The organism is Flavobacterium sp. GNP001, assembly GCF_054343775.1.
Genome location: NZ_JBTGUX010000001.1, coordinates 1,761,291 through 1,783,371 on the forward strand (window position 1 = coordinate 1,761,291; position 22,081 = coordinate 1,783,371).

Here is a 22,081-nt window from a genome sequence, read left to right on the forward strand (position 1 = left end):
AAACTATACTGCAACAAAAAAAACATACTTCAGACCGATACTAAACGTCTCTTTCTACCTTTAAATCAAACAGATAACCTAAAATTAAGTTCCTAGTCGAAATTAAATGCGGAAGCTTGTATTTATGATAAAAAAAGCATTTGAATTGAGAAAATTACTTAATGAGGCAGACGTTCTTTTAAAAGTCCATAAACCCAAGTTCCAAAAATAGCAGCTAAAAGAGGAATTAACATCACAGTGGCACCGCTTCCTATTTGTGCAAACAAAGGACCTGGACAAGCACCTGTAAGTGCCCAACCGAAACCAAATAGTAATCCGCCTATGATTTGACCTTTGTGAAAGGGCTTATGTTGAAATGTAATTGGCTGACCTGAAAATGTTTTGATGTCATATTTTTTGATAATAAATACAGAAAGCATTCCTACAACTACTGCACTACCAATTACCCCGTACATGTGAAAAGATTCAAAGCGAAACATTTCTTGAATGCGATACCAACTAATGATTTCGGCTTTGATAAAAACAATTCCGAAAAGTATCCCTACGATTAAATATTTTAAAGAGTTTAAAAAGCTAACACGATTGCTGTCCTGCTCCTTATTATTAGTTGTAATATTTTTAAATTGATTCATTGTATTAAAATTAAAGTGTTAAGATTAGAGGCAGGATAAAATGAACCATTAACAAACCACCGATAAAAAAACAACAAGTAGCAATTAAGGACGCTAATTGCAAATTAGATAAGCCTGAAATAGCATGACCACTGGTGCAACCTCCGGCGTAGCGCGAACCAAAGCCAACAAAAAAACCTCCAAACACCAAAACCACAAAACCAGGAATTGTACCTAAATTAGACCAAGAAAACAATTGCTCAGGAAGCAGACCGTTAATTTCAGTAATACCGTATTGCGCTAGATCGGTTTGTAATGATGAGGAAATTTGAATAGGATCTGGATTTGAAAGTCCAAAAAAGGCAATCACGCCTCCAAGCACAATTCCCAACACAAAAAACAAATTCCAAATTTCCTTTTTCCAATCGTATTTAAAAAAAGGAATATTTGCAGGTACACAAATAGCGCATGCATGGCGCAAAGAGGAGCTAATTCCGAATGATTTGTTTCCAATTAGCAATAAAGCGGGAACAGTTAAGCCTATCAGCGGGCCGGCAACATACCAAGGCCAAGGTTGTTGAATAAATTCTAAAATTTCGATAGTGTTAATCATAAATTATTTTTGACAAAGGTTGAGTTTATAGACGAAACGTTCTGTTACTTTTGTCACACAACTCCTTTTATTTGAAGATTCTTTTAAGGTTAATTGATCAAAAGAATACTTTACAGGCTTTCTTAAAGTTTTAAATATTCAAGCTGGTAATCGCCTACGTGTTTTTTATTGTTAGCAATTGACTTTCGATGAACAAAATAATTTGCAATTCCGAAAACAAAAATTATCAATGAACTAGCAAACAAGCCCACTTCGATATAAAAGCTATTTGGAACTGCAATCAAATTTTTAAGGCTTAAACCTGCTATTAAAAAATACATAGCCGTTCGCATAAATGATAAAAAAGTAGATTGATTAGCCAGCGTAGTGCGCTGAAGGGCCAATTTTTCTCGTAAAATGAGATCTTTATTTTTCTTTTGTTCTGAATCCATCGTGGTGATTATTTATTTAAAATTAAATGCTAATTTGCTCGCAAGAAAGTAAACTTGTTTTTCATCCTACACAAAAGTAAGATCCATATAAAACACACACAGTGACAAATGTCACAGAGGCAATAATTATGAAATAAAATTAAAAGAATTTCGAAAAGACTGATGAGCAAATTGCTGCAAGCCTATTATAAAAAGGAGATCAAGAAAAAAAAATGCCAGGAAGATATCAGGATAACATAAATAAAAAAAACCGTAACACTTACAATTAAGTTCTTACGGTTTTTTTTGTGGAGTCGCCGGGAATACTATTACTAAAATTCATAAATTACAAAAGTGTTGATTTTTACACAAAAGCCTTTTGTTTACCAATGAAATAGAGAGGTTTATTAATATTCATTTTTGGATAGCTTTGATTCATTTTGGATAGGTTTGATATAATGTCGGGAAGATGTTGGGAAGGATAAAAGTATTTCGTATATTTGATAGAACAAAAAATCAATATCATGGCTAGGATAAAAGTACTTTTAAAATCGAAAAACAATCCCTCTCCTATTTATATTAGACTAACAGATGGAAGACAAATTGATGTAATAGCTAAGACCAAATACAACATCAATTCAACCGATTGGAGTAATGCAAAAGAGCAGCCAAAAAACTTAAATGACATTCATTACAGTAATATGCATTCTGATTTAGCGACACTAAAATCAAGATTAACAAAATACTATAATGATTCCAAAGATAATGCGATAATAAATACGCAATGGTTAAAAGATTTTCTCAATCCAGCTGTAACGGTTGTCGAAGAAAAAACTATTCCTAACACTCTTATAGAATATATTGATCATTATATCGAATATAGAAAGCACGAACTTAATTATACTTCAATTCAAAAGTTTAAAGTTATTCAAAAAAAGATGGAGCGTTTTCAACAATTTAGAAACAGGCCAATCTATATTGCAGAGATAAATGATGGATTTAAAAATGAATTCGTAAGTTATTATAAAAGCCAATCGTATGCTCAAAATACGATGCAGCGAGAATTAGTAATGATAAAAACATTCTGCAAACACGCTCGCTTTTTAGGACTTGAAACCCATAACCAATTAGATAGTTTAAGATTGGATAGAGCAAAAGTGGAGAAAATTTATTTAACAGTAGAAGAACTAGATACAATTGAACTAATAGAAAAAGATAAATTAACAGAGAGCCTGGACAACGCCAAAGATTGGCTAATAATTAGTTGTTATACAGGGCAACGTGTTTCTGATTTTTTGAGGTTTACTAAGGGAATGATCAGAATAGAAAATGGCAAACATCTATTAGAGTTCACTCAAAAGAAAACGAATAAAATAATGACTATTCCTGTCCATAAAAAAGTACTGGAAATATTAGAAAAAAGAAATGGAGAATTCCCTTATGCCATATCAGACCAAAAATACAACGACTACATAAAGAAGGTTTGTGAAATAGCTGAAATAAATAAATTAGTTGTAGGAAGTAAAAAAACTGAGACTAAACCTAAAAGCGGTATTTTTCGCAAAAAAACAGATACCTACAAAAAGTATGAGCTAGTATCTTCTCATATTGGTCGACGTAGTTTTGCCACGAATTTTTACGGTAAAATTCCAACTACTTATTTAATTTATGTAACCGGACACGCAACAGAAACCATGTTTTTAACCTACATCGGAAAGAGTAACAAGGATATTGCAATGGAGTTAACAAATTACTTTTAATATGTAAGGATTTATTTTATAAATTGACGCTTTTTTAAAATCATAAAATTACAGTATGATAAGCAGTACTTTGAACCAATATAAACAAAGTTTCAAGACTAACTTAGAAGCGTTTTTGAACGAATACGAAGATAATACAACAGCTTTTTTTCTTGAAAAAGAAAAAACCAAATACAAGGCATACCAAAAAGCCTTAATTAAAATATCAGACCAAATAAAGCTATTTACAAGTGCTGAGCTTAAAGAAAATCCAATTTATAGAACTACAGCACTAGACTTGAAAAAGATTGATTTAAAGGCCTATAATTCGATTGTTGTAGAACTTAATCCTGTTAAAGATGATACTGTTTTATCACTTTCTGGAGCCAAAAATGATAAGATTAAAATTGATGAAATTGCTTTAGAAAATCATATTAAAAGTTCCATTTTGATTTTGAAATTTATTTCAGAACAAAATGCAGAACCAAAAAATAGCAGTACTTTTTCTACCGATAATAACCACAAAAAAGTCATTTTTGAGTTTCAAATGGATGACCGTCTTGACAATAATCTCAGTCAATGGCTAATAGCTAATGAAAACAAATTCGATGATTTAGAATTACCTATAAATATTGAAGAAAAAGCGGATTGGGTAACAGATACTTATAAAAGTTTTGAAAAACGTTATTTTCAATATCAAATTTCTGTTTGTAATGCAATTTTAAATGTTGCTCCAAACGAGGTTGCCATAATTAATTTTAAGAAGCAGTTTGAAAATACTCTTGTTCAATTAAATAAGCATTATCCAATTCCTTCAGTTAGAATAGAAGAAATTGTTTCAGATATTAACAACGCTCTTTTTAGACTTGAAAATTTCATGAAAGGAACCGTTCCGGTTTATCAAAGTTTTTTGTTTAACGATGCTTTTACTAAATTTTTCAATGAACTTTACAAAATAGAAAATATCAATCCAGAGAATTTCAGTCTAAGAGATGGATATTATTATTTACTTACTCAAATTGATTATACTTACGATAAAAGTGAGTTCAAAAATCAAAAGGCTTATAAAAATGAGGATTTCAATAGAGATTGTAATGAAATCAGTAATATTCATAACTCCAGAGCTGCTGAATTTGGTCTAAGTACTCATGTTGATGATTATAAATTTGAACTACCTTCTATTGTAGATATTGTAACAGATGCGAAAAGCCAAAAGCAAAAAACAGTTGTTGCAGACTCAAAGCAAGATGTTGATACTCCAATAAAAACCATTGAGCTAACACTAAGTAATTTGTTTGCAATTGGTTTGACACCAGATATTATAAGGAATAATTTTGAAGATTGGATGCTCCAAAATCGCGATATCACAATAGATTTTGACAACAATTTAATTTATTTCGGTATTGATAAAGTTAGAAAAGACCTAGAAACATCAATGTCACTTTTGCGTAAAAATTTGCAGCAAGAAGGTATGTCAGAAGACGAGATAATAAATCACATCGCAGCTACTAAGTCAAGATTAAGTGAAAAATTGAACAAAACAATGGATTGCTTTCACGAAGATCAAAAACTAGAATTTCTACTTAAAACAATTAAAAAAATGAGTGGTCAAGTATCCGAATTCAAAGATGTTTTATTTGAAAACGAAATTGAACAACTATTTAATTTTGAAAATAGAGACAGTGAAAAAACTTCGGCAAAGCAAAGTGTTATAGGCAATCCAATAGAAGCAAACCCCTATCCGAGAATTTTTACCTCTTCCAAAGCCTTTGATAAATTCCAAAAACTGTTAGAGGAATTTGGCAATGGAGACGAAAATTTGGCTAATTATAGTTTTGTTTATCACCGTATGGTGAAAGATAAATTTATTTACGAAGATTATAAACAAACAGAATTCATGTTTTTTTTACTAGATTTTAATATCAATATAAAAAGAATTAAACCTAAAAATCAACTAGGCAAAACAGATTTAAGAGAGAGTATTTACAATAGTGTAAAATAGTTTTTTTTTAAACCGTGTTTAAAAACACACGAAACCATTCAATCTACAACACGACTTCATTTAAACCTTTGGCTTGTTAAACTTAAAACAACAAGCCATGCAAACAAATGCAATTTTACTCGAAACCCTAACCGTTGAACAACTACAACAACTGATTGGGACATCCGTTAAAAACGGAATTTTAGAACTTCAAAAACAACTTCAAGAAAAAGACAATTCTGAGGAATTGCTTACTAGAGAAGAAACCTGCCAATTTTTAAAAATTGATAGCAGCACACTTTGGGCATGGACCAATAACTCTAAAGTTAAGGCTTACGGCATAGGTGCCAGACGTTACTACAAAAAAAGCGAGTTATTAGAATGTTTAACCTTATTAAAAAAATAAGTGATGAATTTCTACGAAAACGCAAAAGACAGCCTTTCAAGAATTGAGAGCAATGTTGTCGAAATGTCTGCCAAGATGAAGTTAGGCTATAGATTAAACCCAGAGAATATCTTTTTTGATAGCCAAGAGTTCATGCAACTAATGAATATTAGTAAACGAACAGCACAACAATGGCGAGACAACAAAGTCATTGGCTTCTCTCAGGTGGGTAATAAAATTTATTACTCACTTTCAGATATTCTCAATCTGTTAAAAGAGAACTACAATCCTAAAAAAGAAACTCTAAAATAATCCAATAAAGCTGATGGTATCTACATATAAAAATTTCAAAACAAAGTTGGAGGACACAAGTTTAATTCACATTCTACAGGACATAAAAAATGGAAAATATGAAAGTGAGATAAAATCTATTCGATATGCTTATCATTCCGGCAAAGACCAAAAAGCGGATGAATTAAAAAGCAATCTCTTAGGTTTTACAACTTCGGGTACATTTTCAACACAACGAAAAGAAGCTTTTTTAACAAATTATACACAAATTATAAATCTTGATTTTGACCACATTCCAACCGAAGATTTAGAAAATCTAGTAGCAATAATAAACAATTGCAAGTTTACACTTGCTTCATTTGTAAGTCCTAGAGGTGAAGGAATTAAAGTATTCATTAAAATAAATTCAAATGCAGACAAACACGCAATCGCATACAATCAAGTGGCTAATTTTTACAAAAGCCTTACAGGTTTTGACTTTGATCCAAAATGTAAAGACATTACCAGATTGTGTTTTGTATCTCATGATCCAGATACTTTTATAGATGAAGAAGCTGAAATATTTACAGTTAAAGAAGATGTAAAAGAACAAAAACCACAAGTTGAAAAACAAGTTTCGCAATGTCTTTCAACAGATGATTTATTAGACAAATGCCTAAAATTCACAGAAAACAAAGAACAATATCAGAATGGGAACAGAAACAATTTCATTCATTTGTTTGCAAGTAATGCCAACAGGTTTGGTATTGATGAATTGAACACTCTGGATTATTGTGTTACTAATTTTGATTTAGCGGAAAGAGAAATTAAAAACGCTGTTCACAGCGCCTATAAAAATCAAATTGCAGACTTTGCAAAGTTTGCAAAGTTTGCAAACTTGCAAAGTACAGAAACAGTCAATACAAATAATCCTATTATTCAATCAGCAGTAGAGGAAGAAGATTATTTAAAATCAACGCCTACTATACCTCAAACAGTCTACGATAATTTGCCACCTATATTATTTGAAAGTTGCCAAGCATTTAAAGAACCGCGAGAAAGAGATGTATTTCTTACCGGAGCATTAGCAATACTTTCAGGGTGTTTACCAAATGTTACCGGTTTATATAGCGGTAATGTAGTTTTTCCAAGTTTATTTTCATTCATACTAGCTCCAGCGGCATCAGGTAAAGGAGCTTTGAAATTTGCGAAAGCACTAGCAGACAAATATCACGATGCGGTTTTAGCAGAATCCAGAGCAGAAAAAGAAAGGTACGATCAAAATTTGGAAGCATACAAAATGCTTAAAGCTAAAGGAAAATTAGAGGACGGACAAGCAATGCCTATAGCACCGAAGTTTAAAGTAGTTTTTATTCCTGCAAACACTAGCAATGCTAAAATCATTCAGCATTTAGATTGCAATGAAGGCAAAGGAATTATTTGCGAAACGGAAGCCGATACTTTAGGACAAACGTTTAAAAATGATTGGGGTTCGTATTCAGATATGCTGCGCAAATCTTTTCATGGTGAAAAAATATCGGTTAGTCGTAAAACAGATGGAGAATTTGTCGAAGTCAATAATCCGCAACTTTCAGTTGCCTTATCAGGAACACCCAAACAAGTATTTAATATTATTGCTTCAGCAGAGGACGGTTTGTTTAGTCGTTTTGTATTTTATGTTTTTAAGACAGATGCAGTATGGCTAGATCCATCACCAAAAGGAAACCCTATTAACCTCACGGATTATTTCAAAAAGCAATCAAATGAAGTTTATAAATTGGTACAATATTTTGAAAGAGACGAAATGATTTTACAACTCACAGACGAACAATGGGAAAGATTTAATCCTGCTTTTAGCTCATATTTACAACAAATAAACACTTTTGTAAGCGAAGATGCTCTTAGTATTGTTAAGCGTTTAGGTTTGATTTTATATCGATTTTGCATGCTTTTTACAGCCATCAGAAAATTTAAAAACAACGACCATACTAAAAATGTATTTTGCTCTGATTTAGATTTTGAAACCGCATTAAATTTAATAAACGTGTACTTGCAACACAGTGTTATTATGTTTGAAAATTTACCAAAGCAAGGAGAAGGAGGAGTATTTAAGTCAGGACAAAATAAAAAGTTATTTTTTGATGCTCTTCCAAATGATTTTCAGCGTAAAGATGCCATTGAAATTGCTAAAAACTTCAATATTAGCGAGCGTTCAGTAGCAACATTTTTAAAGTCTTGTTTAGGACAATATTTAACACAGCCAAAAACAGGGTTTTATGAAAAATTTATGTAAGTAATTTACAAGTAAAAGTTAAGCTTATTTAAAATAATCTTTATTTACTTATTATTATATTAGCAAACCCTAATTAAGGCAAAAACCAATGAAAAACGATAAAATTAAACTCTCACAATTAGAAGGCTTTTTAATGAAAGCAGCTGATATTTTGAGAGGTAAAATGGACGCATCAGAATACAAAGAATTTATTTTTGGAATGCTATTCCTTAAAAGAATGTCTGATATATTCGAACAAAAAAGAGGGCAATACAAAAAAACCGATTATGCACATTTAGACGAAGAAACTCTCGCAATTATTTTAGAAGATAAATTAACTTATGGTGATACTTTTTTTGTTCCTGCAAGAGCAAGATGGAATGAAGGATTTATTGATGAAAATGGAAATCAACAACCACCAATAAAATATTTAAAAAACAATATCGGTCAAATGCTAAACAAAGCATTAGATGCTATTGAAGATTCAAATTCCGAAACTTTATCAGGTATTTTTAAAGGTAGGATTAATTTCAACAAAGAAGTTGACGGAAAAGCAATTGTAAAAAACAATGACCTAATTAAGATGCTGGAACACTTTAATTCTTTTCCTGCATTAATCAATGAAAACTTTGAGTTCCCTGATTTATTAGGTGCCGCTTATGAATATTTATTGAAACACTTCGCCGATGAAGGTGGAAAAAAAGGAGGGCAATTTTACACGCCAAACCAAGTAGTTAGATTACTAGTACAATTGATGAAACCCGAACAAGGAATGTCAATTTACGATCCAACAGCAGGTTCGGGAGGTATGTTAATTCAAGCGCACCAATACATTGAAGAGCAAGGTCAAGATGCAAATAATTTAGAATTGTTTGGCCAAGAAATGGACCCGACTGTAGTTGCAATTTGTAAGATGAATATCATTTTGCATAACATTTCAAAATACACAATTGAATATGGCGATACTTTAGAAGAACCATTAAATGAAAAAGATGGTCAGTTATTGCAGTTTGATAGAGTAATTGCAAATCCACCATTTTCTCAAAATTACAAAGAAGCTGAGATGAAATACAAATCTCGTTTTCCTTATGGTTTTGCTCCAGAAGATGGTAAAAAAGCCGATTTTATGTTTGTACAACATATGTTGGCTAGTTGTAAAAAGAACGGTAAAGTTGTCGTTGTAATGCCTCACGGTGTTTTATTTAGAGGTGGAAAAGAAAAGGAAATCAGAGAGGGAATGTTGAAAGATAATGTAATCGAAGGTATCATAAGTTTACCACCTCAATTATTTTATGGTACGGGTATTCCAGCTTGCGTGATTATTTTAAATAAAAACAAACCTGACAATTTAAAGAATAAAGTGTTTTTCATTAATGCAGACAAAGACTTTGCAGAAGGCAAAAAACAAAATTCATTACGTCCAGAAGATATTGAGAAAATAGATTATGTTTTCACAAACAAAGTAGAAGAACCTAAATATTCCAAATTAGTTGATTTAAAAACTATTGAAGAAAATGAGTATACCTTAAACATCAGAAGATACGTTGATAATACTCCAGAACCTGAACCTGAAGATGTAAAGGCGCATTTAGTTGGTGGTATTCCAATAACTGAAATTGAAGCAATACAAAACTCCATTTGTAAAAAGTTTAATTACAATGGTAGTGTTTTGTTTGCAAATAAAAACGAAGTATACAAAGACTTTGCAATTAACGAGAAAGCAGAAATAAAAAAGCAAATCGAAGAGGATGCAAATGTAGTCAAAACATTAGTAGATTTAGGATTACATTTAGCAGATTGGTGGCAATTAGCCAAAGAAGATTTTTCAACCTTAGCACCTGTTAATGAAACTACTCCACAAAATGCAGCTTCTGAAAGTATTTCGTATTACGTTTCTATTGGAGGTGACAAAATTCCAAAAGTTAGAAAAGAATTATTAGACACTATAAAAGAAAAATTTGTTCCTGTTGGTGTATTAGATAAATTTCAAGTTGCAGGAGTTTTCGTAAATTGGTGGGATAATATCAAGTACGACCTAAAAACAATTATGCAAAATGGTTGGGATGCAGGATTGATACCTGATGAATATCTTATTGCAGAATTTTTCACAAAAGAACAATCCGAAATTGAAAACCTTGAAATTAGTCAATCCGAAAAAGAAACCAATTTGGAGGAAGCTATTGAAGAAGCAATCAATTTATTAGAATACGAAGCAGAGGAAGACGAAAAAGTAACCAATTCTAAAGTAAAAGAACAACTTAAAAAGAACATTGATTATTTGGTTAAAGAAAAGAAGAAACTCGATGAGGCAAAACCTTTTCAAGATGTTGAAAAAACGATTAAAAATCTTGAAGCCGAAATCAAAGAAATCAAAGCTACTTTAAAACTAAAACAAGCAGAATTGGAATTGAAGTTAATTCTAAAACGATACGGTTCTGAAGAAGAAAAAGAAGAAAGCGTTAAGCTTTTGAAAATAGTAAATACCGAATTGGATAAACTGAATAGTGCAACAGCGGAATTAATTATAGATTTCAAAGCCAATCTAAAAAACACTACTGATTTTCAAGATATAAAGAAATCAGTAACAGCATTAGAAAAAGAACTAAAAGCAAATAAAACTAACGAAGCAGAAACACTATTGAAATTATCAAAAGTGATAGAGGCTAAAAAACAAATTGCAGAAATATCAAAACAAGTTACAGCACTAACGAAAGACAGAGGAATTATCACCAATAAATTAAACAAATTAGATAATTTATTGATTGAAATTGGTGCAATGATAACTATAGAGGAAGCCCAAAAGCTAATTCTTAAAAAACATTTTGATATTATAAACAATCAATTACAACGTTATTTAAATGCTGAAAAAAGAGCTTTAATAGGTGCGTATGAAAACCTTTTTGATAAATATTTTGTTTCGGCTGATAGTATAGAAAAAGATCGAAACAACACAATGAAGGAGCTTAATGATTTTCTAACTGATTTAAAATATTTGAATTAATATGGAAGAAAATAATAATATTCCAGATGGTTGGGATAATCTTGAGCTATCAAAATTAACTAATTTCGCCACAGGGAAAAAAGATGTTAATCAAGGAAATTCAATTGGTGAGTACCCATTTTTTACTTGTTCCAAAAAAGTCTTTTCTTCGGAATATTTTTCTTTTGACAAAGAAGCTTTACTAATTGCAGGAAATGGCGATGTAGGTACTGTTCATTATTATAAAGGTAAATTTGAAGCTTATCAACGAACATACATTTTATCTGATTTTTGTGTTGATGTTCAGTATTTGTATCAATACTTAAAATCGAATTTAATAAAACACTTATCAGAAGGTCAAAGTGGCACAACTATTCAATTCATAAAGATTTCACAGCTAAAAAATTTTAAAATATTAAAACCTGTTACTCTAAAGGAACAATCCAAAATAGCAGAAATACTATCTAAAGTTGATAAAGCAATTTTAGAAACAGGAAATATAATTGCAAAATACAGTCTAATTAAATCAGGTTTAATGCAAGATTTATTGACTAAAGGTATTGATGAAAAAGGCAATATTAGAAGTGAAGTAACACACAATTTTAAAGATAGTCCATTAGGTAGAATTCCAAAAGAATGGGAATTTTTACCAATTGCAAATGTTTATGATTTAAAGTCAGGTATTACACCATTAAGAAGTAATAAAAAATACTTTTCGAATGATGGTCATAATTGGGTAAAAACACTTGATTTAAATGAGGATTATTTATTTGAAACAGAAGAAAGAGTTTCTGATTATGCTTTAAGTAATACATCACTTAAATTAATGCCAGTTAACTCAATACTAATTGCAATGTATGGTGGTTGGGAACAAATAGGAAGAACTGCAATACTTAAAAAAGAAGCAGGAACAAATCAAGCTATAACTTGTTTAAGTAATCCAAGATTTGAAATGAATTCAGATTTTGTTCAATTACTTTTACAGTATTACAGGTTTAAATGGAAACAATTTGCAGTCAGCACTAGGAAAGACCCTAACATCACAAAGAGTGATATTGAAAATTTTATTTTGACTTTTCCAAAAGATATAACAGAACAAAATAAAATAGCAGATAAAATAAATTCAATAAAAGAGAATATTTCACTTAATGAAGTTGAATTAAACAAATTGAAATCCATCAAAACAGGGTTAATGCAAGACCTATTATCAGGTAAAAAAAGAGTAACGCATTTAATAAATTAAAACGCATCCAATGATAGTCACTAACGATAACAAATACAGAGGTAATTTGGGTTCAAGTCTAAAACTAGACGAGTATTCACACGTAGAAAAACCTTTTTTGGAGCAGCTAATACATTTAGGTTGGGCATCAGGCAACAACGAAGTGTTAGAATTAGCGTTACAACAAACTCCTCAACAAAGTTATCGTACTTCATTTTCAGAAGTTGTTTTACAACCCAAATTGCGTCAATCTCTAAAAACAATAAATCCATTTTTAACCGAGCCACAAATTGATGATGTAGTTCGCAAAATAACTACGTTTGAAAAAAACAGCTTAATCGAAAGCAATCAAAAAGTATTAGATTTATTGTTAGAAAACACAACCGTTTCTAAAAATGAAATAACAGGAGAGTTAAGCCCAACAGTTCGTTACATTGATTTTGAAAATATAGAAAACAATATTTTTACAGCAATATCTCAATTCAAAGTTAACATTCCAGGCACAGACCACAATATTATTCCTGATATAGTTTTGTTTATAAATGGTTTACCAATAGTTGTAGTTGAAGCAAAATCATCAAAAGTAAAAGAACCTATTCCAGAAGCCATCGACCAATTATTACGTTATTCAGAGCAACGCGGTGATAGCAGAGAAGGAAACAAAGAATTATTTTTTTACAATCAATTTATAATTACAACTTGTAGTTTAGAAGCAAAATTTGGAACTATTACAACTAACATCGAGAAACATTTCTATCGCTGGACAGATCCATATCCTAAATCATTAAATGATCTAGTTCACGGAAAATCTTCACCAAACGACCAACAACGATTAGTTGCTGGTATGCTTGATTTAAGGAACCTATTAGACATCATTCAAGTATTCACAGTTTTTCAAATAGACGATAAGGGAAGGAAAATAAAAGTCGTTGGTCGCTATCAGCAATTCAGATCAGTAAAAATAGCTAACAAGCGTTTAATTGAAGGAAAAAATCCTTTAGAGCGCGGCGGTATTATTTGGCATACACAAGGTTCAGGGAAATCATTAACGATGATGTTTATGGTGCGCGAAATGCGTTTAAAACCTGAACTACTTTCTTGGAAAATTGTTTTTGTAACTGATAGAACCCAATTAGAAGAACAATTATCAGAAACAGGCGGAAGTATTGGTTTTACTATCAAAACAGCAAATTTCATTAATCCAAAAGCCCAACCAAACGGACAAAGTTTAAAAGAATTATTAGCAACTGATAATTCCGACTTGGTGATGGCAATGATACATAAGTTTCAAGAAAACGGAGATTTAAGCGGTTTACAAATTTTTCCAGAATTGAATCCAAGCGCTAATATTTTAGTAATGACAGATGAGGCGCACCGTTCTCAATATTCATTATTAGCTGCAAATTTAGACAAAGCGCTACCTAATGCAACATCAATAGGCTTCACAGGTACACCAACAGGAAAAACAGAAAAGAAATACAAAGATTACATCGATAAATACACAATGCGTCAAGCTATTGATGATGGTGTAACATTAGAAATTGTTTATGAAGGATTAACCCACAATGCCGAAATTCCTAACAAATCAGGAATGGATAAAAAGTTTGAAGATGTTTTCAGTGAATATACATTAAAAGAGCGATTGCAAATTTTAGGATTTGGTTCTCGTGATGCCTATTTAGATGCTATTGAAACTATTAAAGATAAGGCTACCCACATGATCAATCATTATGTGGAACATATCTTTTCAGGAGGTTTTAAAGCACAAATTGTTGGTAATTCTCGTGAGGCCTGTGTACGATATAAAGTAGCATTAGATGATGCTTTAAAAACAAAAATAGCCGAATTGGAAATATCAAATCCGATGTTAGTAAATATTGAGGTGTTAAAACAATTGGAAACGGCAGTAGTTATTTCCGGAGACCATAACGATAAACTTCATATAAAAGCTTTTACAAATGGAGAATACCATAAAAAAAGCATCAAACGTTTCAAACTGCCATTCGGAAAAACAGATGAAGAAGATAAATCAGTAAACGGTAATGTAGGTATTATTATCGTAAACAATATGTTACTTACTGGTTTTGATGCCCCCATAGAACAAGTAATGTACTTGGATAGAGTGATTGTTGCTCATAATTTATTACAGACAATTGCAAGGGTAAACAGAATTGGACCAGAAGGAAAAGACAAAGGTTTTATTGTTGATTATGTTGGTGTTGGACATCATTTAAAAAGAGCATTAAATACCTATGCTGAAAAAGAATTACAGGAATTTATCGAATGTATTTCAGATGATGAAACCGAATTAAATGAGCTTATAAAAGCACACGGCGACATTTGGGATTATCTTATAAATCAAGGTTTAGATGATTTAACAGATATAGATGCTTTCTTTGATGTGTTTTACGATGAAGATATTCGTTTTGAATATATTAAGCGTTATAATACTTTAACGACTTGCTTTAATAATGTTTTGCCACGAAAAGAAGCATTAGACTTTTTTACAGATTGGAAATCATTTACAGAAATTAATGCTTTAGCAAACAAGCATTTTAGAGATAATCGTTTCAGTATGAAAGGTATTCCTCCAAAGTTAAGAGGAATAGCAGACGAGTTTTTGAAATCAAAAGGAATTGAACAAACTATTGCACCAATTTCAATTATGGCAGATGATTTTCAAAAAAATGTAAACACTAAAACGAGAACCAAAACAAAAGCTGCCGAAGTAGAACACGCAATCCGCCATTACATCGATATTAATTTAGATGAAGACCCTGAATTATTTGCATCGTTCTCCGAAGCATTAGAAAAGATTTTGGAAAACTTTAAAGGTAATTGGAAAGCAATCTATGAAGAATTAGAAAAACTTCGTGAGAAAATAAAGAATAGAGAAAAAGAGGAAACCTATGGTTTAGACCGTAAAAAACAAATGCCTTTATTCCGTATTTTCAAGGCTGAATTATTCGATAACAGAGCATTAAGCGAAGACGAAATTGCACAGAATGTAAATCTAACACAACACATCTTTTATCTTGTAGTTACAGAAATAAAACTGACAGGGTTTTGGGATAGCACACCTGCACAATTAAAACTAAAAGCCGAAATACAAAAAATGTTATTATCTGTGGAGTTCAACAAACTGCCAAATATTAAGCTCAAATACAAAGAGTTAATATCAAGGATTATGGAGCTTTCAAAAACCAATCATTTTAAAATGATAGCAGAATAATATGCAGTTAGAGTACGAAATAAAATTTAGTAAAAGAAAAACACTCAACATTACAGTTGAACGTGATAGGAAAATTATTGTCCGTGCTCCGCTAAATTTATCATTAGAAAAGATTGAAGAAATAGTTCAATCAAAAAGACAATGGTTAAAAGAAAAAATTAATCATACTCAAAAATACCCAGTTGATACAAAACCAAAAGAGTTTATTTCAGGGGAAACGCTACTGTATTTAGGTAGAAACTATCAATTATTAGTAGTTGATGAATCAATTGAAGGAATTGAATTTAATCAACGTTTCAGAATTTCAAGAGAAAATCAAGAAGCAGCTAACAAATTATTTAAAGCTTGGTATATGAAACAAGCATTAAGTAAAATTGAACCATTAGCTAAAATGTATGCAACAAATTTAGGTGTTAAGTTCAATGAATTTAAAACATCACAAATGAAATACCGTTGGGGTTCTTGCACACCAAACAACAATATCATTTTCAATTGGCGAATAATAAAAGCACCGATGTACGTTTTAGAATATCTAGTAGCTCACGAATTAGTACATCTTCTAGAAGAAAATCATACACCTACTTTTTGGAATATTTTATCAATTCAAGTTCCTAATTATCAAAAAGCAAAAAATTGGCTTAAAGTAAATGGCCATTTATTGGAAGTAGATTTTTAAATGAATAATTTACAAAATTAAAAATATGGGAAATGTAGTTCACAGTATTACTAACCAAATAGCGAAATTCAAAGAGCGTGAATTAGATCTATCTTGTTATGAAGAAGCAAAACTCAAAGAAATGCTTCTTGATATAGGATATTACAGATTAGGTTTTTATTGCTATTATTATTTTGACGCAAAAGCAAATAAGTTTTCAAAGGATATAAAAATATCAGATATTATAAACCTTTATTACCTTGACATTGATTTAAAATACCTTCTTTTAAAATACATTAACCGCATTGAAATAAACTTTAGAACAAAGCTTATTTATTACGTATCAATGAAATATAAAGATAATTCAAGATGGTATGTTGATGATTCAATAATGGATGCTGAAAGTGTCATAACATTCAAAAACAATATTTATACAGATAAATTTAAGCAAGATAACCTAACAGTAAAAAATCATCACATCAATAATCCAGAGGATGATTTTGCCCCTTGTTGGAAAGTTTTTGAATACCTAACTTTTGGCGCAATCATAACTATTTTTAGTAATATACAAGACCAATCAGTAAAGCAGATAATTTCCGAAAAATACGGTATAAAAGATTTAAACAAGTTTTTTAAACTTTTGAATACCGTAAGACTAATAAGGAATATTTGTGCTCATAGCGGGGTTCTGTTTGATTATTCTTTACCACAAAGTGTAAGTTCAATTCCTCAAATAAATTACAATAAAGGAGATAGAAATTCATTAGATACCTCTATTAAAGTAATTGGCTTTTTTATTGAAACAATTTCATCAAATAGATATATTGATTTTCAACAGGATATAAAACTATTCTTTGATAAAAGAAAACAAGATCCTGTTTTGTTACAAGTCATTAATGATAGAATAAAATATTTAGATTAAAACGTGTTGCATTAGTAAAAAGTTTATATCTTTGCATTATAAAGTGCCTCTCTTAACAATGGCTTATTTGGTGCACTATAAAAAAACATTCAGCTCAGTTTAACAACTGAGCTTTTTTATTTTATTAATACTACCTCTATCATCTGCATAAATACAACCAAAATTAAAAAACTTTTTTACCATAAATCTCGTTCCAATAACACAAGTAATCAAAGCGAAGGAAAAATCAAACATACCTTATAGTTTCTAAATCAATATTTAGCTATAATAGCGCAATAAGTTTAGTAGCATTGCAAGACGGTTTGTTTACAGCTAATTCATCTGCAATTGTTTTCTCATATATCAGAGCATACAAAGTATCATTAACAGCTATTTTTGGTGTTCCTACATTAATTCTTCCAACGCTTAATTTAACGAAACTAGGTTAAAATACTGCAGGTAAAATTGCTATTGAAGAATAATTTTATTATCCACTGTGAGCGTATTATCAATGAGCTGCATATTGTACTGTTTTACTTTTAATTTTATTTATTGACACTCATATTATCATGTTTCTTTAAAATATATAGGAATATTAATTAAATATGTTACTTTTGTACCACCATTCAATGTATTGGTAACGCAACCTACAGTGTTCTATCACTCTAGCCAAGCCTCTTAATAGAGGCTTTTTTTATTTTAAAAAATTAATATTGATGAAGAAAGTAAATATTTACGTTGATGGATTCAATTTTTATTATGGCCTTAAGGATATGGCCAAAATGAAAAGAGACTGGAGAAAATTTTATTGGATTGATTTGGTGAAATTATTTGAGCAGTACCTCAAAGAAGATGAAATAATTGGTACCGTCCATTATTTTACTGCCAGACCTAAAAATATGGGTAAAACAGCCCGTCAAAATAATTTGATGAATTGTAACAAAGCAATAAATGGTGATAAGTTAAAGCTTCATTACGGTAAATATCAAGATAAAACGATGAAATGTCGTGCTGACGATGGTTGTGCAAAAGAATTTATGCATTGGGAAGAAAAACAAACCGATGTTAGTCTTGCCATAAAAATGGTTGAAGATAGTCACAATTCTGATTGTAATAAAATTATTTTAGTTTCAGGGGATAGTGATTTTTTACCTCCATTAAAATTAATTAAAAACTTTTACAAAGAAATTGAATTAATGGTTTTATTTCCGCCCGCAAAATATACTAATTCAATTGCAAGTTTAGGTTTCCCTTGCATATCAATGGATCGATATAAGCAAAGATGGAATAAATCAATATTAGATAATATTTTGGAAGTTAACGGTAAAACATATAGAGTTCCAGTAGAATGGACAGTTTAATTATTTTAAAAATTTATTAAATATCTTCACTAGAACGTAAAGCAATCAAGCGGTCTCTCTACGGTCGTTCCCTTTGTTCCGTTCGGCTGTTTCAGTCGGTCAACCTTAAATTTTTGTAAGTCCATTTTCGGTAAATAGGCAATTCATTATTCTATTCAACAGTAAGGTTTCCCTCCATTTCACAGTCACTTTACAGCACTACAAAAATAGCAGCTTAAAAAACAGCAGCTATTTTTTAGCACTGTTTCGTTCCTCATCTTCACACGGTCTCTTCCTGCGTTCGGTCGGGCTTATGCATCCATAATACCGCTTCATTTCGCTACACTCCGCAGGCTACGTTTCACTACATTCCAGCCATATTATGTCTGCCGCCCTCAGTTTTTTCAGCGGTTGCTCCTTCGCACAGCTATCGGGGTTGGCTCCGTTAGCACTTTGCCCTAAATCAAGGTTCCCCGCCAAAAAAAGGCGGGAGTATTAATTATTTCCCCGCCGTTCACGCTCATACCTGCTACATTTCGCTACGTTCCTTCGCTCAATTCCCGCATCTATGGTAGCTGTTCGATTGCCGCAACCCCGCCACTGCGCTCCTCATCCGCAAAAAAAGTTCCTTCTCGCCAAAAAAAAGGCGAGACCACTTTTTTTTGCTTCTTGCGGTGCTTGGGGGTGTTTGATTGCCTCCTTCGGTAGAACGTATTTCTTAGATACTCCTCAACAGAAAAATATCCTATAAAAAAATAATAAAAAGAAAGTAAAGTAAAGTTTCGGTTTCAAAAAGTAAAGTTCAAGCCCTACGGGTTTTTGAAAAAATCTCCACCCTTATCGTATCGCAACATACTCACTTTCGTTTTGCTACCATTCCATCCGTTGATGCCTTGGGTAGTATTTTTTCAAAAAAACTTGACTCCTTTTGAAACCTCCACTTACAAGATGACTTTCTTTTTTTTCTTTTTTTTTCTTTTAAAAATGATATGGTGCGGAGCGTAGCGACAGCATCACTTTAAATCCGATACTATGCTAAAATTTATCGTTAAAACCCACAGAAAGGATATTGTTCATGCTGGAAATCAAATTTACATTCTAAGCAAAGGATTAAATAGCGGAAAGCCACAGAAAGAGCCTTTTACAAATAGTTTTGTAATTATTCTTCAAAGCGAAGAAGATGCCGAAACGGTTTATTGGCTAGCATACAGCCTTTGGAAAGCTAAATTTTGGCATCAGTCTCTTTGTGGTTCGGTTATTCCTTTTTTACGTTTGACAGAATTTAAGAAAAGTTTTAATATCAAAGTTTATGAAACGACTTTAAATTTTCAGCAGCATCAAAAACGAATTAAAGCTTTGAAAATATTGGAACAACAAGCGCAGCATTTTCAAAAGAATTTGACTTTGATTAATGAATTAAGGAGCACTATTTTACATGGTTTTTATAATAGATAGTATTCGGGTTTTCTTGCTCTTTATTTGGTAGTTATTTGCACCATATTTCACATGTAAGTCCACATTATGGACAAATGAATGCAAATAAAAAATGCCCTCTCGCTGAAAGGGCATATTTTGCAAACTTTGCAGTGTTGCAGAACTGATGGTTTTGTTTTAGAAAGTATCGTGGATTTTTAATGCGTTACCAGCATTGAACAAATAATAATTTGATCCTACCATTTGATAAAATTCTATTCCTATACTTCCAATTACTGCTACATTATTTGTAATTACCGGTGCATTTGGTAACGTTGCTGTTACTTCAATTAGTGAAGTTATAGCGTTTACAGGTGTATAATCAGAATAGGCAATGTTTGACAGTTCATTTAATGTTGGTTCCGCTGGCTCATACGCTCCAGAGATTGGATTAAAAACAGTATCTGAAACGACAGACAAAGCATTAATAATTCTAAAATGACTAGCTCCAGAAGGAACAGTTAAAAAACTAAGAGGATTGAATTCAGGAACACTCAAAGTACTTTCATTTCTATCTTGTGTAGCCGAAAGTGTAAAAGGAGCTTTAAAAATACCGTTTAATGAAATATTACGATTAAAGTCTAATCCTTTCAAATATTGAGGTTGCTGCGATACCAAAACAGCTCTTTGCCCTCTGGCTTCAGAACCATCTTCAATATTTATTTTTTTCATGATTGCGGTTAGTCTTCCTGTAAGTTGACTATCCGACATTTGTTTCATTAATGAAGATAAACCAACTCTTAATGATTTACCCGCATTTGCGCAAGCTGCAAATTCACTCATATTTTCACGAGTACGGACGAAACCTGGTGCAGTTTTTACTTGTTCCCCAGTAGGTCCTCCTTTTAGACCTGCAAAGAAACCTTCGTTTCCTTTAATTTTGAAGTGACGTACTTCTCCTAATGTTCCGACATACTTAATGTGTCCTTTTTGTTTTGCCATTTGAATATGTATTTTAAATGTTTATATTTACTAAATTAATATATAATACATTGATAATCATTAACTTAAATAAAGCATTTTAACGCTTTGTAACGCTAAAAAAACCATGACAAGAAATATTATTCTGAAAGTGAAAAAATTTGTAGATGGGGATGGACTAATTGTAGAAGATTATTTTAGTAAAAAGGAGTTTGAAGTACGATTATATGGTATCGATGCACCTGAAATGAACTACTGCAATAAAATTAAAAAAGATGAAAAAGAACTTCATGTTCCTGCTGCTTTTTTAATTAAACTTGGATTTATGTCTTTCGAATTTTTGAAAGATATCGTTTCGATTGGCGAAAAATGTACATTAGTACAAGAAACTAATAATCTAAAAGACAAATACGGAAGAAGTTTAGGTTATTTAATTTTAAATGATGGTAGAGTCTTAAACGAAATTATGATCAAGGAAGGATTTGCAAAGCCGTACAGCAATGTTTTTTGTGAAATGCTGCCAATGTATCAAGAGTGGAATTTAGAGGCTAGAATTGCTAAAAAAGGATTGTACTCAATAATTGAAAAATTCTAAAATTGTCGGGAAGATGTTGGGAAAAGATAAAATAAAAAACCTGTAAATATCTATAAATCAAGATATTAACAGGTTTTTAAAGTGGAGTCGCCGGGAATCGAACCCGGGTCCAAACAAGCAACTAAAAAGCTTTCTACGCGCTTATTTCCTGATTGAATTTTCGATAGTGTGCTCGGCCAGAAACAACCACACCCTACTTATCTTCTTAATGTCGAAATCCACCCGAAGCTCATGGAAATCTAGGTTTATTTTTACGGTTCCCCTGTACTGAACGCCACAAACCAAGGCTTTCAAGGAGAATCCAGCTTCCCTACCTTGTAGAGACGTGGCGTAATCGTACTATAATTCGGATTATGCAGCTAAAGCGTAGTTATTTTCGCCGTGTAAAAGTGTAAGATCTTATATTTACGAGCAAGGTCTCAATGCTCGACGTGCTTACTTATCAATTCGACTTGCTGTCAAAACCAGTCGACCCCAATTT

Annotated in this window: 17 protein-coding genes and 1 other RNA gene; 13 read left to right on the top strand and 5 right to left on the bottom strand. The window is 31.5% G+C overall.

Annotated features, from left to right (window positions below; genetic code table 11):
• Nucleotides 1-158 precede the first annotated feature (158 nt).
• From ACXX8U_RS07515 to ACXX8U_RS07525, 3 genes are all read right to left on the bottom strand, one after another.
• Entirely contained in the window at nucleotides 159-632 is a 474-nt protein-coding gene (locus tag ACXX8U_RS07515; RefSeq protein WP_458565313.1) for a DUF6691 family protein, read from the bottom strand.
• Between the two features lie 10 nt (nucleotides 633-642).
• Entirely contained in the window at nucleotides 643-1,206 is a 564-nt protein-coding gene (locus ACXX8U_RS07520) for a YeeE/YedE family protein (protein ID WP_458566397.1), read from the bottom strand.
• Nucleotides 1,207-1,346: 140 nt separating this feature from the next.
• Entirely contained in the window at nucleotides 1,347-1,655 is a 309-nt protein-coding gene (locus ACXX8U_RS07525; RefSeq protein ID WP_458565314.1) for a DUF202 domain-containing protein, read from the bottom strand.
• 503 nt (nucleotides 1,656-2,158) lie between these two features.
• Here ACXX8U_RS07525 and ACXX8U_RS07530 point away from each other — a divergent pair.
• The 12 genes from ACXX8U_RS07530 to ACXX8U_RS07585 all read left to right on the top strand — a co-directional run bounded on the left by ACXX8U_RS07530 (nucleotide 2,159) and on the right by ACXX8U_RS07585 (nucleotide 20,066).
• Nucleotides 2,159-3,394: a tyrosine-type recombinase/integrase gene (locus ACXX8U_RS07530; RefSeq protein WP_458565315.1), complete on the top strand. Its 1,236-nt coding sequence runs from the start codon at nucleotides 2,159-2,161 to the stop codon at nucleotides 3,392-3,394.
• A gap of 277 nt (nucleotides 3,395-3,671) precedes the next feature.
• Entirely contained in the window at nucleotides 3,672-5,375 is a 1,704-nt protein-coding gene (locus ACXX8U_RS07535) for a hypothetical protein (protein ID WP_458565316.1), read from the top strand.
• A gap of 97 nt (nucleotides 5,376-5,472) precedes the next feature.
• Nucleotides 5,473-5,760 (top strand): helix-turn-helix domain-containing protein, encoded by a 288-nt coding sequence (locus ACXX8U_RS07540; protein WP_458565317.1) that lies wholly within the window; start codon nucleotides 5,473-5,475, stop codon nucleotides 5,758-5,760.
• Between the two features lie 3 nt (nucleotides 5,761-5,763).
• Complete coding sequence (locus ACXX8U_RS07545; protein ID WP_458565318.1) at nucleotides 5,764-6,051, top strand: helix-turn-helix domain-containing protein; 288 nt, start codon at nucleotides 5,764-5,766, stop codon at nucleotides 6,049-6,051.
• Between the two features lie 46 nt (nucleotides 6,052-6,097).
• Nucleotides 6,098-8,302, top strand: a complete 2,205-nt coding sequence (locus ACXX8U_RS07550; protein WP_458565319.1) for a DUF3987 domain-containing protein — start codon at nucleotides 6,098-6,100, stop codon at nucleotides 8,300-8,302.
• 88 nt (nucleotides 8,303-8,390) lie between these two features.
• On the top strand, nucleotides 8,391-11,282 hold the full coding sequence (locus tag ACXX8U_RS07555; RefSeq protein WP_458565320.1) for a type I restriction-modification system subunit M: 2,892 nt from the start codon (nucleotides 8,391-8,393) through the stop codon (nucleotides 11,280-11,282).
• 1 nt (nucleotide 11,283) lies between these two features.
• Nucleotides 11,284-12,504, top strand: coding sequence for a restriction endonuclease subunit S (locus ACXX8U_RS07560; RefSeq protein WP_458565321.1), 1,221 nt, complete (start codon nucleotides 11,284-11,286; stop codon nucleotides 12,502-12,504).
• A gap of 10 nt (nucleotides 12,505-12,514) precedes the next feature.
• Nucleotides 12,515-15,715 (top strand): type I restriction endonuclease subunit R, encoded by a 3,201-nt coding sequence (locus tag ACXX8U_RS07565; RefSeq protein ID WP_458565322.1) that lies wholly within the window; start codon nucleotides 12,515-12,517, stop codon nucleotides 15,713-15,715.
• Nucleotide 15,716: 1 nt separating this feature from the next.
• Nucleotides 15,717-16,391, top strand: coding sequence for a M48 family metallopeptidase (locus ACXX8U_RS07570; RefSeq protein WP_458565323.1), 675 nt, complete (start codon nucleotides 15,717-15,719; stop codon nucleotides 16,389-16,391).
• A 25-nt stretch (nucleotides 16,392-16,416) separates the two neighbouring features.
• The gene (locus ACXX8U_RS07575) at nucleotides 16,417-17,292 is read left to right on the top strand and encodes an Abi family protein (protein WP_458565324.1); all 876 of its coding nucleotides are present in this window, start codon (nucleotides 16,417-16,419) and stop codon (nucleotides 17,290-17,292) included.
• A 695-nt stretch (nucleotides 17,293-17,987) separates the two neighbouring features.
• A complete protein-coding gene (locus ACXX8U_RS07580) occupies nucleotides 17,988-18,632 on the top strand; it encodes an NYN domain-containing protein (protein ID WP_458565325.1) in 645 nt (214 codons plus the stop codon).
• A gap of 1,011 nt (nucleotides 18,633-19,643) precedes the next feature.
• On the top strand, nucleotides 19,644-20,066 hold the full coding sequence (locus ACXX8U_RS07585; RefSeq protein WP_458565326.1) for a DUF6943 family protein: 423 nt from the start codon (nucleotides 19,644-19,646) through the stop codon (nucleotides 20,064-20,066).
• Between the two features lie 156 nt (nucleotides 20,067-20,222).
• Here ACXX8U_RS07585 and ACXX8U_RS07590 read toward each other — a convergent pair whose 3' ends face one another.
• Nucleotides 20,223-21,026, bottom strand: coding sequence for a hypothetical protein (locus ACXX8U_RS07590; protein WP_458565327.1), 804 nt, complete (start codon nucleotides 21,024-21,026; stop codon nucleotides 20,223-20,225).
• Nucleotides 21,027-21,132: 106 nt separating this feature from the next.
• Between ACXX8U_RS07590 and ACXX8U_RS07595 the strand changes: the two genes are divergently transcribed.
• On the top strand, nucleotides 21,133-21,600 hold the full coding sequence (locus tag ACXX8U_RS07595) for a thermonuclease family protein (protein ID WP_458565328.1): 468 nt from the start codon (nucleotides 21,133-21,135) through the stop codon (nucleotides 21,598-21,600).
• A gap of 79 nt (nucleotides 21,601-21,679) precedes the next feature.
• Here the strand turns inward: ACXX8U_RS07595 and ssrA are convergent.
• Nucleotides 21,680-22,076: a transfer-messenger RNA gene (gene ssrA, locus ACXX8U_RS07600) on the bottom strand.
• Between the last annotated feature and the right edge of the window lie 5 nt (nucleotides 22,077-22,081).